The sequence below is a fragment of the Pseudomonas sp. 21 genome (assembly GCF_000955805.1).
Classification (GTDB): Bacteria; Pseudomonadota; Gammaproteobacteria; order Pseudomonadales; family Pseudomonadaceae; genus Pseudomonas.
This window is the reverse complement of sequence record NZ_JYOA01000012.1, coordinates 1-15,462: the sequence shown is the minus strand read 5'-3', so window position 1 is coordinate 15,462 and position 15,462 is coordinate 1. Positions and strand designations below refer to the sequence as shown.

Sequence of the window (15,462 nt, the reverse complement as noted above, 5' to 3'; positions counted from 1 at the left end):
CGTGACCGATGGTGCCGACGTTGACGTGCGGTTTGTTACGTTCAAATTTTTCTTTAGCCACGAGAGTAACCTCTTACTAAAAGAGCTGAATCAAGCTTGTTTTTTGGCCAGAGCTTCGACGACGTTCGCCGGAGCTTCAGCATACTTGGAGAATTCCATGGAGTAGCTAGCGCGACCCTGGGACATGGAACGCACGTCGGTTGCATAACCGAACATCTCGCCCAGCGGAACCTCGGCACGGATAACCTTACCGGAAACCGAGTCTTCCATCCCCTGAATCAGACCACGACGACGGTTCAGGTCACCCATCACGTCACCCATGTAGTCCTCAGGTGTCACCACTTCCACCTTCATGATCGGCTCCAGAACCTTGCCGCCGCCCTTCTGGGCCAGCTGCTTGGTCGCCATGGAAGCAGCGATCTTGAACGCCATCTCGTTGGAGTCGACGTCGTGGTAGGAACCATCGAAGACGGTCGCCTTCAGGCCGATCAGCGGATAGCCGGCAACAACGCCGTTCTTCATCTGCTCTTCGATGCCCTTCTGGATGGCCGGGATGTATTCCTTCGGAACCACACCGCCCACGACTTCGTTGGTGAAGACCAGGCCTTCAGTGATGTTGCCCTTGTCGTCCACGTCCGGAGTCGAGAAGCGAATCCAGCAGTGACCGAACTGGCCGCGACCACCGGACTGACGAACGAACTTGCCTTCGATCTCGATGTTGTCCTTCGAGATGGTTTCGCGGTACGAAACCTGCGGCTTGCCGATGTTCGCCTCAACGCCGAATTCACGCTTCATGCGGTCGACGAGGATGTCCAGGTGCAGCTCACCCATACCGGAGATGATGGTCTGGCCGGTTTCTTCGTCGGTCTTCACGCGGAACGACGGGTCTTCCTGAGCCAGCTTGCCGAGGGCAATGCCCATCTTCTCCTGGTCAGCCTTGGTCTTCGGCTCAACAGCCACCGAGATTACCGGCTCCGGGAAGTCCATACGCTCGAGGATGATCGGCTTCTCGATGTCGCACAGGGTGTCACCGGTGGTGACGTCCTTCATGCCGATCAGAGCAGCGATGTCGCCAGCGCGTACTTCTTTGATCTCGTCACGCTGGTTGGCGTGCATCTGCACCATACGACCAACGCGCTCTTTCTTGCCTTTCACGGAGTTGATAACGGAGTTACCGGACTCCAGAACGCCCGAGTAGACACGAACGAAGGTCAGAGTACCTACGAACGGGTCGGTGGCGATCTTGAATGCCAGAGCCGAGAACGGAGCATTGTCGTCGGCAGGACGATCGTCCTTCGGAGCTTCGTCGCCGTCGTCAATGTGATCCGGGTGGATACCCTGGATAGCAGGGATCTCGGTCGGAGCAGGCAGGAAGTCGATGACGGCGTCGAGAACCAGGGGCACGCCCTTGTTCTTGAACGAAGAGCCACAGACAGCCGGTACGATTTCGCAGGCGATAGTACGCAGACGCAGGCCAGCCTTGATCTCTTCGATCGACAGCTCACCCTCTTCCAGGTACTTGTTCATCAGCTCTTCGTTGGCTTCGGCAGCAGCCTCGACCATGTTGTTGCGCCACTCGGTGGCCAGCTCAACCATATCGGCAGGAATTTCTTCCTCACGATAGGAAGTGCCCTTGTCGTCTTCGTTCCAGTAGATGGCCTTCATCTTCAGCAGGTCAACCTGACCCTGGAAGTCATCTTCTGCACCGATGGCCAGCTGAACCGGAACCGGGGTGTGACCCAGGCGGTTCTTGATCTGACCGACGACGCGCAGGAAGTTGGCGCCGGCGCGGTCCATCTTGTTCACGTAAACGATACGCGGAACGCCGTACTTGTTGGCTTGACGCCATACGGTTTCGGACTGCGGCTCAACGCCGGAGGTGCCGCAGAACACAACGACAGCGCCGTCCAGTACGCGCAGGGAGCGCTCAACTTCAATGGTGAAGTCTACGTGGCCGGGGGTGTCGATGACGTTTACGCGGTACTTGTCGTACTGGCCGCGCGAACCTTCCCAGAAGGTGGTGATCGCAGCGGAGGTGATGGTAATACCACGCTCCTGCTCCTGCACCATCCAGTCGGTAGTGGCAGCGCCGTCATGCACCTCACCCATCTTGTGGCTGAGACCTGTGTAGAACAGGATCCGCTCGGTGGTGGTGGTCTTGCCCGCGTCAACGTGGGCACAGATACCAATGTTCCGGTAGCGGTTGATTGCTGTGTTACGAGCCATAAAGCCCTCGCAGAAGTAGTGTTGCCGTAATTAGAAGCGGTAGTGCGAGAACGCTTTGTTGGCCTCGGCCATACGGTGTACGTCTTCACGCTTCTTGACAGCGGCGCCTTTACCTTCAGCGGCGTCCATCAGTTCGCCAGCGAGACGCAGAGCCATGGACTTCTCGCCACGCTTGCGGGCGAAGTCCACCAGCCAGCGCATGGCCAGTGCATTACGACGGGACGGACGTACTTCGACCGGAACCTGGTAGGTAGCACCGCCAACACGGCGGGACTTCACTTCGACCAGCGGAGCGATGGCGTCGAGTGCTTTTTCGAAGAGTTCCAGGGGGTCGCCTTTACCGCGCTCTTTGACCTTGTCCAGAGCACCGTAAACGATACGCTCGGCAACGGCTTTCTTGCCGCTTTCCATCACGTGGTTCATGAACTTCGCCAGAATCTGGCTTCCGTATTTCGGATCGGCCAGGATCTCACGTTTGGCCGCTACACGACGTCTTGGCATTGATAAGCCCTCAAACGGTCTTCAGGTAATCCGGGACTCGATGCCCGACCTTACTCTTATCGACTCAGCAAATAGGAAAACAAAATTACTTCGGACGCTTCGCGCCGTACTTCGAACGACCCTGCTTACGGTCTTTGACACCGGAGGTGTCCAGCGAACCGCGCACGGTGTGGTAGCGAACACCCGGAAGGTCCTTTACACGACCGCCGCGGATCAGCACTACGCTGTGCTCTTGCAGGTTGTGGCCTTCACCGCCGATGTACGAGGAAACCTCGAAACCGTTGGTCAGACGAACACGGCACACTTTACGCAGTGCGGAGTTCGGCTTCTTCGGGGTGGTGGTGTATACGCGGGTGCATACGCCGCGACGCTGAGGGCAGTTCTGCAGGGCAGGAACGCCGCTCTTGTCTACCAGGCGCTTGCGCGGCTTGCGCACCAGCTGGTTGATAGTTGCCATCTATAGCTCCACTGATTGTCTTACGACACTTAAAAACGAAAATGGGCAGAGCATGCGCCCTGCCAATTTTCGGGGTACAAGATACTAAAGAGCTTACGGATTCCAGTCAAGACAAAGCCCCGGTTGTCAAGACAACCGGGGCTTTGTTTGAGGCTTAGTTACCGCTCAGGTTGAGCGCTTCGGCCAATGCTGCTTCGGCCTCGCTCGCGCTCACACGCTGCGGTTTGCCGAGTTCGCGCTGACGCTTGCGCTCGCTGTGGTAAGCCAGACCGGTACCCGCCGGGATCAGACGACCCACGACCACGTTTTCCTTCAGGCCGCGCAGGAAGTCGCGCTTGCCGGTGACCGCTGCCTCGGTGAGGACGCGAGTGGTCTCCTGGAAGGATGCCGCCGAGATGAACGACTCGGTGGACAGCGAGGCCTTGGTGATACCCAGCAGAACGCGCTCGTACTTGGCCGGGAACTTGTCCTGGGTACCCAGCACTTCGTTCTCTTCCAGCACGTGGACCAGTTCGACCTGGTCGCCCTTGATGAAGGACGAATCGCCCGACTCGGCCACTTCGACCTTGCGCAGCATCTGGCGCAGGATGGTCTCGATGTGCTTGTCGTTGATCTTCACGCCCTGCAGACGGTAAACGTCCTGGATCTCGTTGACGATGTACTTGGCCAGCGAGCTCACACCCAGCAGACGGAGGATGTCGTGCGGGTTGCTCGGGCCGTCGGAGATCACTTCACCACGGCTCACCTGTTCACCTTCGAACACGTTCAGGTGACGCCACTTCGGAATCAGCTCCTCGTACGGATCGCTACCGTCGGTAGGGGTGATGACCAGGCGGCGCTTGCCCTTGGTTTCCTTGCCGAAGGAGATGGTGCCGCTGATTTCCGCCAGGATCGAAGGCTCTTTCGGACGACGAGCTTCGAACAGGTCGGCAACGCGCGGCAGACCACCGGTGATGTCGCGGGTCTTCGAGGTTTCCTGCGGGATACGCGCGATAACGTCACCGATACGCACTTTCGCGCCATCGTTGAGGTTGACCAGCGCGTTCGCCGGCAGGAAGTACTGGGCCGGTACGTCGGTACCCGGCAGCAGCAGATCCTTGCCAGCGGCGTCGATCAGCTTCACGGCCGGACGGATGTCCTTGCCGGCAGCCGGACGATCCTTCGGATCCATCACTTCAATGTTGGTCAGACCGGTCAGTTCGTCGGTCTGGCGCTTGATGGTGATGCCCTCTTCCATGCCCACGAAGGCCACGGTGCCGTCCATCTCGGTGACGATCGGGTGGGTGTGCGGGTCCCACTTGGCGACGATGGCGCCCGGGTCGACCTTGTCACCTTCCTTCACGGAAATCACCGCACCGTACGGCAGCTTGTAGCGCTCGCGCTCACGACCGAAGTCGTCGGCCACCGCCAGCTCACCGGAACGGGAAACCGCTACCAGGGCGCCGTCGGCACGCTCTACGTGCTTCAGGTTGTGCAGGCGAATGGTGCCGCCGTTCTTGACCTGGACGTTGTCCACGGCGGAAGTACGGCTGGCCGCACCACCGATGTGGAAGGTACGCATGGTCAGCTGGGTACCCGGCTCACCGATCGACTGGGCAGCGATAACGCCGACAGCCTCACCGATGTTCACGCGGTGACCACGGGCCAGATCGCGGCCGTAGCACATGGCGCAAATGCCATGACGGGTTTCGCAGGTGATCGGCGAACGCACAACGACTTCGTCGACGCTCATCTGCTCGAGGAAATCGACCCACTTCTCGTCGATCAGGGTGCCGGCTTCGACGATCACGTCGTCGCTGCCCGGCTTGAACACGTCACGAGCGATCACACGGCCGAGTACACGCTCACCCAGCGGCTCTACCACGTCGCCGCCTTCGATGTGCGGGGACATGACCAGGCCATGCTCGGTGCCGCAGTCGATCTCGGTCACGACCAGGTCCTGGGCCACGTCGACGAGACGACGGGTCAGGTAACCGGAGTTCGCGGTCTTCAGTGCGGTATCCGCCAGACCCTTACGAGCACCGTGAGTGGAGATGAAGTACTGGAGTACGTTCAGGCCTTCACGGAAGTTCGCGGTGATCGGGGTCTCGATGATGGAGCCGTCCGGCTTGGCCATCAGGCCACGCATACCGGCCAGCTGACGGATCTGGGCCGCGGAACCCCGCGCACCGGAGTCCGCCATCATGTACATGGAGTTGAAGGACTCCTGGTCGACCTGCTTGCCTTCGCGATCGGTCACCTTCTCTTTCGAGAGGTTGGCCATCATCGCCTTGGAGACTTCGTCGTTGGCCTTGGACCAGAGGTCGATCACCTTGTTGTACTTCTCGCCCTGGGTTACCAGGCCGGAAGCGTACTGGCTCTCGATCTCCTTCACTTCCTCGGTGGCGGCATCGATGATGCGGGCCTTTTCGTCCGGGATGACGAAGTCGTTCACGCCGATCGACACACCGGAGATGGTCGAGTAGGCGAAGCCGGTGTACATCAGCTGGTCAGCGAAGATGACGGTGTCCTTCAGACCCACCACGCGGTAGCAGTGGTTGATCAGCTTGGAGATCGCCTTCTTCTTCATCGACTGGTTGACCACGTCGAAGGGCAGGCCGGCCGGGACAACCTGGAACAGCAGCGCACGGCCGACGGTGGAGTCGACGATACGGGTGTTGGCGGTCAGGGAGCCGTCTTCGTTCTTGATCTTCTCGTTGATGCGCACTTTTACGCGGGCGTGCAGGGACACCTGGCCGCTGCGGTACGCGCGGTCAACTTCCTGCAGGTCTGCGAAAGCCATGCCCTCGCCCTTCGCGTTGATCGCTTCACGGGTCATGTAGTACAGACCCATTACCACGTCCTGCGACGGAACGATGATCGGCTCGCCGTTGGCGGGCGACAGAATGTTGTTGGTCGACATCATCAGCGCGCGCGCTTCCAGCTGAGCCTCGAGGGTCAGCGGAACGTGCACGGCCATCTGGTCACCGTCGAAGTCGGCGTTGTACGCGGCGCAGACCAGCGGGTGCAGCTGGATGGCCTTACCTTCGATCAGTACCGGCTCGAACGCCTGGATACCCAGACGGTGCAGGGTCGGCGCACGGTTCAGCAGTACGGGGTGTTCGCGGATGACTTCGGCGAGAACGTCCCACACTTCCGGCAGCTCGCGCTCGACCATCTTCTTGGCAGCCTTGATGGTGGTGGCCATGCCACGACCTTCCAGCTTGCCGAAGATGAACGGCTTGAACAGCTCCAGGGCCATTTTCTTCGGCAGACCGCACTGGTGCAGACGCAGGGTCGGACCTACGGTAATTACCGAACGGCCGGAGTAGTCCACGCGCTTGCCGAGCAGGTTCTGACGGAAGCGACCCTGCTTGCCCTTGATCATGTCGGCCAGGGACTTCAGCGGGCGCTTGTTCGAGCCGGTGATGGCACGGCCACGACGGCCATTGTCCAGCAGGGCGTCGACGGCTTCCTGCAGCATGCGCTTTTCGTTGCGCACGATGATGTCGGGAGCAGCCAGGTCGAGCAGGCGCTTCAGACGGTTGTTACGGTTGATCACGCGGCGATACAGATCGTTCAGATCCGAAGTCGCGAAGCGGCCGCCATCCAGCGGAACCAGCGGGCGCAGGTCCGGCGGCAGCACCGGCAGGACAGTCAGCACCATCCACTCGGGATGGTTGCCGGAGCCCTGGAAGGCTTCCATCAGCTTCAGGCGCTTGGACAGCTTCTTGATCTTGGTTTCCGAGTTGGTCTGCGGAATCTCTTCGCGCAGGCGGCCGATCTCGTGCTCCAGATCGATAGCGTTGAGCAGCTCGCGAACGGCTTCCGCACCCATGCGGGCGTCGAAGTCGTCACCGAACTCTTCGAGGGCTTCGAAGTACTGCTCGTCGTTCAGCAGCTGACCCTTCTCGAGGGTGGTCATGCCCGGATCGATTACCACGTAGCTCTCGAAATAGAGCACGCGTTCGATGTCACGCAGGGTCATGTCCAGCAGCAGGCCGATACGGGACGGCAGGGACTTCAGGAACCAGATGTGGGCGACCGGCGAGGCCAGCTCGATGTGGCCCATGCGCTCACGGCGCACCTTGGCCAGCGCGACTTCGACGCCGCACTTCTCGCAGATCACACCGCGGTGCTTGAGGCGCTTGTACTTACCGCACAGGCACTCATAGTCCTTCACCGGGCCAAAGATCTTGGCGCAGAACAGACCATCGCGCTCCGGCTTGAAGGTACGGTAGTTGATGGTCTCCGGCTTCTTGACTTCGCCGAAGGACCAGGAACGGATCATCTCGGGCGAGGCCAGGCCAATACGGATGGCATCGAACTCTTCGATCTGACCCTGGTTTTTCAACAGATTAAGCAAGTCTTTCAAGGCCTTTCCTCCTCACGGACCCGGTGCGACCGGCCTTGACCAGCCGCACCGTTTGACGTCACGTGTTATTCGGTTTCCAGTTCGATATCGATGCCGAGCGAGCGGATCTCTTTGATCAACACGTTGAAGGACTCGGGCATGCCGGCCTCCATGCGGTGATCCCCGTCCACGATGTTCTTGTACATCTTGGTACGGCCGTTCACGTCGTCCGACTTCACGGTCAGCATTTCCTGCAGGGTGTAGGCGGCACCGTAGGCTTCCAGCGCCCAGACCTCCATCTCCCCGAAACGCTGGCCACCGAACTGCGCCTTACCACCCAGCGGCTGCTGGGTAACCAGGCTGTAGGAGCCGGTGGAACGTGCGTGCATCTTGTCATCGACCAGGTGGTTCAGCTTGAGCATGTACATGTAACCAACAGTGGTCGTACGCTCGAACTGGTTGCCGGTGCGGCCGTCATACAGACGCATCTGGCCACTCTCCGGCAGGTCGGCCAGCTTCAGCATGGCCTTGATTTCGCGCTCCTTGGCACCGTCGAACACCGGGGTAGCCATGGGCACGCCGCCCTTGAGGTTGTTGGCCAGAGCGAGGATCTCGTTATCGTTCAGCTCGTCCAGGCTTTCCTGGCGGCCGCCGATCTCGTTGTAGATCTCGTTCAGGAACACACGCAGCTCGGCGATCTTGCGCTGCTCTTCGAGCATGCGGTTGATCTTCTCGCCCAGGCCCTTGGCCGCGAGGCCCAGGTGGGTTTCGAGAATCTGACCGACGTTCATACGCGACGGTACGCCCAGCGGGTTCAGAACGATGTCGACCGGAGTGCCATGCACGTCGTGCGGCATGTCTTCGACCGGCATGATCACCGAGACCACACCCTTGTTACCGTGGCGGCCTGCCATCTTGTCGCCCGGCTGGATGCGGCGCTTGATAGCGAGGTAGACCTTGACGATCTTCAGTACGCCCGGAGCCAGGTCGTCGCCCTGCTGCAGCTTGCGCTTCTTGTCTTCGAACTTGTCGTCCAGCATCTGACGGCGGTCGCTGATGTAGGCCTGGGCCTTCTCCAGCTGCTCGTTCAGAGCGTCTTCCGCCATGCGCAGCTTGAACCACTGGCCGCGCTCGAGGCCGTCCAGGTACTCGTCGGTGATCTCTGCGCCTTTCTTCAGGGCAGGACCGCCGTCGGCCTTGGCGCCAACCAGAGCGGAACGCAGACGCTCGAAGGTTGCGCCTTCGACGATGCGGAACTCTTCGTTCAGGTCCTTGCGGATCTCGTCCAGCTGCATCTTCTCGATGGACAGGGCACGGCTGTCGCGCTCCACGCCATCACGAGTGAAGACCTGTACGTCGATGACGGTACCCTTGGTGCCGGTCGGCACGCGCAGGGAAGTGTCCTTCACGTCGGACGCCTTCTCACCGAAGATCGCACGCAGCAGCTTCTCTTCCGGAGTCAGCTGGGTCTCGCCTTTCGGGGTGACCTTGCCGACCAGGATGTCGCCAGCCTGTACTTCGGCGCCGACGTAGACGATGCCAGCTTCGTCCAGCTTGTTCAGCGCAGCCTCACCCACGTTCGGGATGTCCGCGGTGATTTCTTCTGGGCCGAGCTTGGTGTCACGGGCAACGCAGGTCAGTTCCTGGATGTGGATCGTGGTGAAACGATCTTCCTGGACCACGCGCTCGGACAGGCAGATGGAGTCTTCGAAGTTGAAGCCGTTCCAGGGCATGAACGCTACGCGCATGTTCTGACCCAGAGCCAGCTCACCCATGTCGGTGGACGGACCGTCGGCCAGGATGTCGCTGCGCGAAACCTGATCACCCTTCTGCACCAGCGGACGCTGGTTGATGCAGGTGTTCTGGTTGGAACGGGTGTATTTGGTCAGGTTGTAGATGTCGACGCCGGCTTCGCCAGTCTCGACTTCGTCGTCGTTAACACGAACCACGATACGGCTGGCATCGACCGAGTCGATTACACCACCGCGACGTGCAACCACGCAGACACCGGAGTCACGGGCGACGTTGCGCTCCATGCCGGTACCTACCAGCGGCTTGTCGGCGCGCAGGGTCGGCACAGCCTGACGCTGCATGTTCGAACCCATGAGTGCACGGTTGGCGTCGTCGTGCTCGAGGAACGGAATCAGCGAGGCAGCGACGGAAACGACCTGCTTCGGCGATACGTCCATGAGGGTGACGTCTTCCGGCGCCTTCACAGTGAATTCGTTCAGGTGACGTACGGCAACCAGTTCGTCAATCAGCTGGCCTTTTTCGTTCAGGGTCGCAGACGCCTGAGCGATGACGTGGTCAGCTTCTTCGATTGCGGACAGGAAGACGATGTCGTCGCTGACCAGACCTTCCTTCACCACGCGGTACGGGCTTTCCAGGAAGCCGTACTTGTTGGTGCGGGCGTAGGTGGCCAGGGAGTTGATCAGACCGATGTTCGGACCTTCAGGGGTTTCGATCGGGCACACGCGGCCGTAGTGGGTCGGGTGTACGTCACGAACCTCGAAGCCCGCGCGCTCACGGGTCAGACCACCTGGGCCGAGCGCGGAGACGCGGCGCTTGTGGGTGATCTCGGAGAGCGGGTTGTTCTGGTCCATGAACTGCGACAGCTGGCTGGAACCGAAGAACTCCTTGATCGCGGCAGCCACCGGCTTGGCGTTGATCAGGTCCTGCGGCATCAGGCCTTCGCTTTCGGCCATCGACAGACGTTCCTTGACCGCGCGCTCAACACGCACCAGGCCAACACGGAACTGGTTCTCGGCCATCTCGCCGACACAACGGACACGACGGTTACCCAGGTGGTCGATGTCGTCGACGATACCTTTACCGTTACGGATGGCAACCAGGGTCTTGAGGACCTCGACGATGTCTTCCTTGCTCAGGACGCCAGCGCCTTCGATCTCGGTACGACCGATACGACGGTTGAACTTCATGCGGCCGACGGCAGACAGGTCGTAACGCTCGGCACTGAAGAACAGGTTGCCGAACAGGGTCTCGGCAGCTTCCTTGGTCGGCGGCTCGCCGGGACGCATCATGCGATAGATCTCGACCAGCGCTTCCAGTTGGTTGCTGGTGGAGTCGATCTTCAGCGTGTCGGAGATGAACGGACCGCAGTCGATGTCGTTGGTGTACAGCGTTTCGAGACGCGCAACCTGGGCCTTGGCGATCTTGGCCAGGGCATCGACGGTCAGCTCGGTGTTGCACTCAGCGATGATCTCGCCGGTAGCCGGGTGCACGACGGCCTTGGCCACGGTACGGCCAATCAGGTAGTCGAACGGCACTTCCAGCTGGCTGATGCCGGCCTTCTCGAGCTGGTTGATGTGACGTGCGGTGATACGGCGACCCGCTTCAACGATGACCTTGCCGGCAGCATCCTTGATGTCGAAGCTGGCGATCTCGCCACGCAGACGCGACGGCACCAGCTCCAGATTCAGGGTTTCGCCCTTGATCTCGTAGACGTTGGTGTCATAGAACGCGTTGAGGATTTCCTCGGTGCTGTAGTTCAGCGCGCGCAGCAGTACCGAAGCCGGCAGCTTGCGGCGACGGTCGATACGAACGAACACGCAATCCTTCGGGTCGAACTCGAAGTCGAGCCAGGAACCGCGGTAAGGAATGATGCGAGCGGAGTACAGCAGCTTGCCGGAACTGTGGGTCTTGCCACGGTCGTGGTCGAAGAACACACCCGGGGAGCGGTGCAGCTGGGAAACGATGACGCGCTCGGTACCATTGATGATGAAGGTACCGTTCTCGGTCATCAGGGGGATTTCCCCCATGTAGACTTCTTGTTCCTTGATGTCCTTGATCGCTTTGTTCGACGACTCCTTGTCGAAAATGATCAGGCGCACTTTCACACGCAGCGGGACCGCGAAGGTCACACCGCGCAGCACGCATTCCTTGACATCAAAGGCCGGCTCGCCCAGACGGTAGCCGACGTATTCCAGGGCAGCATTGCCGGAATAGCTGATAATCGGGAAAACGGACTTGAAGGCCGCATGCAGGCCGATGTCTCGAACCTGGTCCTTGCTCGCGCCGGCCTGCAGGAATTCGCGATAGGAATCCAGCTGGATGGCCAGCAAATACGGCACATCCATGACGTCCGGCAACTTGCTAAAGTCCTTGCGGATACGTTTTTTCTCAGTGTATGAGTAAGCCATCAGCGTTCCCCAGCTTGGTCACCTGCTTGATTGGCCTCTCCCGCGCGGGGAGCAGCCCAAAATCGTGCAAACCCTTGGTTTGCGCCGCCAGTCGTGGCGGGATTTTCACGTTATGGAGGGGGCACCCACGGCACCCCACCCATAACGGAAAAAGGCCGGTGGCATTTGCCACCAGCCATCAGCCTGTCGCTTAACGCTCGGGCTGTCGACGCAAGGTACGAACTTACTTGAGCTCGACCTTGGCGCCTGCTTCTTCCAGGGCTTTCTTGGCAGCTTCGGCTTCTTCTTTCGAAGCGCCTTCCTTGACCACGCCCGGGGCGCCGTCAACGACAGCCTTGGCTTCTTTCAGGCCCAGGCCGGTCAGTTCACGAACGACCTTGATCACGTTCACTTTCTTGTCGCCAGCTTCGGCCAGGACGATGGTGAACTCGGTCTGCTCTTCAGCAGCGGCAGCAGCCGGGCCGGCAGCAGCAACGGTAGCGGCAGCAGCGGTAACGCCGAACTTCTCTTCCATCGCCTTGATCAGTTCAACGATCTGCATGACGGACATTTCGGATACGGCGGAGATGATGTCTTCGTTGGTCAGAGCCATGACTCTAATTCCTGTATTGGGTGACGGCCTCAGGCCATCGAATTAAACAAAAAAGGTTGAAAGGAGATGCCGAGCCTTAGGCTGCGGTAGCTTCTTTCTGATCGCGAATTGCCGCCAGAGTACGAGCCAGCTTGCTGGTAGCGCCTTGGATCACGCTCATCAGCTGTGCAACAGCTTCGTTGTAGGTCGGCAGGGTCGCCAGCACGTCGATCTGATTGGCTGCGAGGAACTGACCCTCGAACGCGGCCGCCTTGATCTCGAACTTGTCCTGACCCTTGGCAAACTCCTTGAAGATACGAGCGGCAGCGCCCGGATGTTCGTTGGAGAAAGCAATCAGGGTCGGGCCCTTGAACACGTCGTTGAGCACTTCAAACTGAGTGCCTTCAACGGCGCGCTTGAGCAGGGTGTTACGTACGACTTTCACGTACACACCAGCTGCGCGGGCCTCTTTACGGAGTCCGGTCATAGCGCCGACAGTCACGCCGCGTGCATCAACCACGACAGCGGACAGACCGGCTTTGGCAGCCTCGTTGACTTCAGCGACGATGGCCTTCTTGTCTTCGAGTTTAATTGCCACGGGTTTACTCCTGGATGTTACCGATTCGTCCAGCCGGAGCCGGACGGCGTTTTGGTGTCTGATTCGGTAAACGAATCGGGAGCACCATCTGCGTAGGCTTGAGAGGATCGCCTCCCGGGTTTAAGGCTTGCGCCGCCTACGGTCTTGGATAGCCCCCGCCAGGCAGGGACCCCAATACCTGCGAGCAGTGGGCGAACCCACTACTCGACTTAGTTCATCAGCCTTCCAGCGAAGCCTGATCGATCTGCAGACCCGGGCCCATGGTGGTGCTCAGGGTTACGCGCTGAACGTACACGCCCTTCGAGGAGGACGGCTTCAGGCGCTTCAGATCGCTCAGCAGCGCTTCCACGTTCTGTTTCAGCTTGACCGGCTCGAAGTCGATCTTGCCAACGGAAGCGTGGATGATGCCGTTCTTGTCGGTACGGAAACGTACTTGACCGGCTTTGGCGTTCTTGACAGCGGTAGCGACGTCCGGAGTCACGGTGCCGACTTTCGGGTTCGGCATCAGACCGCGCGGGCCCAGTACCTGGCCCAGCTGGCCAACAACACGCATCGCGTCCGGGGAGGCGATAACGACGTCGTAGTTCAGGTCGCCGGCTTTCATTTCGGCAGCCAGTTCGTCCATGCCAACCTTGTCTGCACCGGCAGCCAGGGCAGCTTCAACACCAGGACCCTGGGTGAAGACCGCAACGCGTACGGATTTGCCGGTGCCGTTCGGCAGAACGGTGGCACCACGTACGACCTGGTCGGATTTACGCGGATCAACGCCCAGATTGATGGCGATGTCCACGGACTCCTTGAACTTGATGGTCGACAGCTCGGCCAGCAGCTTGGCGGCATCTTCGAAGCCGTATTGCTTGCCTGCTTCGATCTTCTCGGCGATAGCCTTTTGACGCTTGGTCAGCTTAGCCATTACACACCCTCCACGTTCAGGCCCATGCTGCGCGCGGAGCCAGCAATGGTGCGTACGGCAGCGTCCAGGTCAGCAGCGGTCAGGTCAGCCTGCTTGGCCTTGGCGATCTCTTCCAGCTGAGCACGGGTAACGGTGCCGACTTTCTGAGAGTTCGGACGAGCGGAACCGCTGGTGATGCCGGCTGCTTTTTTCAGCAGGACGGCGGCGGGGGTGCTCTTGGTTTCGAAGGTGAAGCTACGGTCGCTGTAAACGGTGATGATCACAGGAGTCGGCAGACCCGGCTCTTGGCCTTGGGTCTTGGCGTTGAACGCCTTGCAGAATTCCATGATGTTCACGCCGTGCTGACCCAGAGCCGGGCCGACGGGCGGCGACGGGTTGGCCTGGCCGGCCTTAACTTGCAGCTTGATATAAGCCGTGATTTTCTTAGCCATTTGCTACTCCAAATGCGGGTCAAGCGCCCTGACGGGCTCCCCGGTTGCTATCGCGTTTATCCCAATGACGACAAAACCCCGCAGCCTAGGGCTGCGGGGTATGGGATTCAGTGTGCCAGTTAGACTTTCTCTACCTGACTGAACTCCAGCTCTACCGGAGTAGAGCGACCGAAAATGAGCACAGCGACCTGGATGCGGCTCTTTTCGTAGTTAACTTCTTCGACGACGCCGTTGAAGTCGGCAAACGGACCATCGATGACGCGAACGGTCTCGCCCGGCTCGAACAGGGTCTTCGGCTTCGGCTTGTCACCGCTATCGGCGACACGACGCAGAATGGCATCAGCCTCTTTATCGGTGATCGGCGCCGGCTTGTCGGCGGTACCACCAATGAAGCCCATGACACGAGGAGTATCCTTGACCAGGTGCCAGGTACCCTCGTTCATCTCCATCTGCACCAGGACATAGCCCGGGAAGAATTTGCGCTCGCTCTTGCGCTTCTGGCCGTTCCGCATCTCCACGACTTCTTCGGTGGGGACGAGAATCTCACCAAACCCATCTTCCATGCCGGCCAGTTTGACCCGCTCGATCAGCGAGCGCATGACATGCTTCTCGTAACCCGAGTAGGCATGCACAACGTACCAACGCTTAGCCACGGAACACCCTTAACCTACAATCATGGAAACCAGCCAACCCAGCAGGGAGTCGAGCCCCCAAAGCACCAGCGCCATTACCAGCACTACTGCCACTACGATCAGCGTGGTCTGAGTTGTCTCTTGACGAGACGGCCATACAACCTTGCGAATCTCGGCGCGAGCTTCTTTAGCCAGAGTAAAGAACGCACGCCCCTTGACGGTCTGCAGCGAAACAAAGCCCGCAACAGCCGCCATCACGAGGATACCGAGAACGCGATAGAAGATCGGTTGCGCGGAGTAATACTGGTTGGCAACCACAGCCACCACCACCAGCACTGCAACCACAAGCCACTTCAAGAGATCAAGACGCGACTCTTTGGCTTCTACCTTCGCATTCATCTGCTAGGAATCCCGTTTAAAGAAGTGCCAGATCTTGATAAATCTGGCAGGCCAGGAGGGAATCGAACCCCCAACCTGCGGTTTTGGAGACCGCCGCTCTGCCAATTGAGCTACTGGCCTAGAACAAAGTCAGGCCGACCATTATGCCGGCCTGAGAGGGAAAGATCAATCGATTACTCGATGATCTTGGCAACCACGCCGGCACCAACGGTACGGCCGCCTTCGCGAATCGCGAAGCGCA

At 59.7% G+C, this 15,462-nt stretch carries 12 protein-coding genes, 1 tRNA gene and 1 pseudogene; all 14 read right to left on the bottom strand.

Annotation, left to right across the window (positions count from 1 at the left end):
• On the bottom strand, window positions 1-61 hold a 61-nt coding region (locus UB43_RS29965; RefSeq protein ID WP_256205367.1), incomplete at its 3' end, for a hypothetical protein.
• Between the two features lie 29 nt (window positions 62-90).
• The gene (gene fusA, locus UB43_RS26370) at window positions 91-2,226 is read right to left on the bottom strand and encodes an elongation factor G (RefSeq protein ID WP_045217356.1); all 2,136 of its coding nucleotides are present in this window, start codon (window positions 2,224-2,226) and stop codon (window positions 91-93) included.
• 30 nt (window positions 2,227-2,256) lie between these two features.
• Window positions 2,257-2,727, bottom strand: coding sequence for a 30S ribosomal protein S7 (gene rpsG / locus UB43_RS26365; protein WP_015475318.1), 471 nt, complete (start codon window positions 2,725-2,727; stop codon window positions 2,257-2,259).
• An 85-nt stretch (window positions 2,728-2,812) separates the two neighbouring features.
• Entirely contained in the window at window positions 2,813-3,184 is a 372-nt protein-coding gene (rpsL, locus tag UB43_RS26360) for a 30S ribosomal protein S12 (RefSeq protein ID WP_015475317.1), read from the bottom strand.
• Between the two features lie 154 nt (window positions 3,185-3,338).
• Window positions 3,339-7,538, bottom strand: a complete 4,200-nt coding sequence (rpoC, locus tag UB43_RS26355) for a DNA-directed RNA polymerase subunit beta' (protein WP_045217354.1) — start codon at window positions 7,536-7,538, stop codon at window positions 3,339-3,341.
• 65 nt (window positions 7,539-7,603) lie between these two features.
• On the bottom strand, window positions 7,604-11,677 hold the full coding sequence (gene rpoB / locus UB43_RS26350) for a DNA-directed RNA polymerase subunit beta (protein WP_045217352.1): 4,074 nt from the start codon (window positions 11,675-11,677) through the stop codon (window positions 7,604-7,606).
• Between the two features lie 223 nt (window positions 11,678-11,900).
• The gene (gene rplL / locus UB43_RS26345; protein ID WP_017516430.1) at window positions 11,901-12,269 is read right to left on the bottom strand and encodes a 50S ribosomal protein L7/L12; all 369 of its coding nucleotides are present in this window, start codon (window positions 12,267-12,269) and stop codon (window positions 11,901-11,903) included.
• A 76-nt stretch (window positions 12,270-12,345) separates the two neighbouring features.
• Window positions 12,346-12,846 (bottom strand): 50S ribosomal protein L10, encoded by a 501-nt coding sequence (gene rplJ, locus UB43_RS26340; RefSeq protein WP_015475313.1) that lies wholly within the window; start codon window positions 12,844-12,846, stop codon window positions 12,346-12,348.
• A gap of 217 nt (window positions 12,847-13,063) precedes the next feature.
• Window positions 13,064-13,759, bottom strand: coding sequence for a 50S ribosomal protein L1 (gene rplA, locus UB43_RS26335; protein ID WP_015475312.1), 696 nt, complete (start codon window positions 13,757-13,759; stop codon window positions 13,064-13,066).
• Complete coding sequence (gene rplK, locus UB43_RS26330) at window positions 13,759-14,190, bottom strand: 50S ribosomal protein L11 (protein WP_024767122.1); 432 nt, start codon at window positions 14,188-14,190, stop codon at window positions 13,759-13,761. The genes rplA and rplK overlap by 1 nt, the downstream gene beginning before the upstream one ends.
• Window positions 14,191-14,309: 119 nt before the next feature.
• Window positions 14,310-14,843 (bottom strand): transcription termination/antitermination protein NusG, encoded by a 534-nt coding sequence (gene nusG, locus UB43_RS26325; RefSeq protein ID WP_015475310.1) that lies wholly within the window; start codon window positions 14,841-14,843, stop codon window positions 14,310-14,312.
• A gap of 9 nt (window positions 14,844-14,852) precedes the next feature.
• Window positions 14,853-15,221, bottom strand: coding sequence for a preprotein translocase subunit SecE (secE, locus tag UB43_RS26320; protein ID WP_045217345.1), 369 nt, complete (start codon window positions 15,219-15,221; stop codon window positions 14,853-14,855).
• A gap of 44 nt (window positions 15,222-15,265) precedes the next feature.
• A tRNA-Trp gene (locus UB43_RS26315) sits at window positions 15,266-15,341 on the bottom strand.
• A 53-nt stretch (window positions 15,342-15,394) separates the two neighbouring features.
• Window positions 15,395-15,462, bottom strand: a pseudogene (locus UB43_RS29285) (elongation factor Tu); the annotation flags it as partial.

Bases quoted from the DNA above. Each gene is read 5' to 3' on its own strand.
- rpoB (WP_045217352.1), bottom strand. From the start codon at position 11,677: ATGGCTTACTCATACACTGAGAAAAAACGTATCCGCAAGGACTTTAGC.
- rplA (WP_015475312.1), bottom strand. From the start codon at position 13,759: ATGGCTAAGCTGACCAAGCGTCAAAAGGCTATCGCCGAGAAGATCGAA.
- rplL (WP_017516430.1), bottom strand. From the start codon at position 12,269: ATGGCTCTGACCAACGAAGACATCATCTCCGCCGTATCCGAAATGTCC.
- rpsG (WP_015475318.1), bottom strand. From the start codon at position 2,727: ATGCCAAGACGTCGTGTAGCGGCCAAACGTGAGATCCTGGCCGATCCG.
- rplK (WP_024767122.1), bottom strand. From the start codon at position 14,190: ATGGCTAAGAAAATCACGGCTTATATCAAGCTGCAAGTTAAGGCCGGC.
- fusA (WP_045217356.1), bottom strand. From the start codon at position 2,226: ATGGCTCGTAACACAGCAATCAACCGCTACCGGAACATTGGTATCTGT.
- secE (WP_045217345.1), bottom strand. From the start codon at position 15,221: ATGAATGCGAAGGTAGAAGCCAAAGAGTCGCGTCTTGATCTCTTGAAG.
- rpsL (WP_015475317.1), bottom strand. From the start codon at position 3,184: ATGGCAACTATCAACCAGCTGGTGCGCAAGCCGCGCAAGCGCCTGGTA.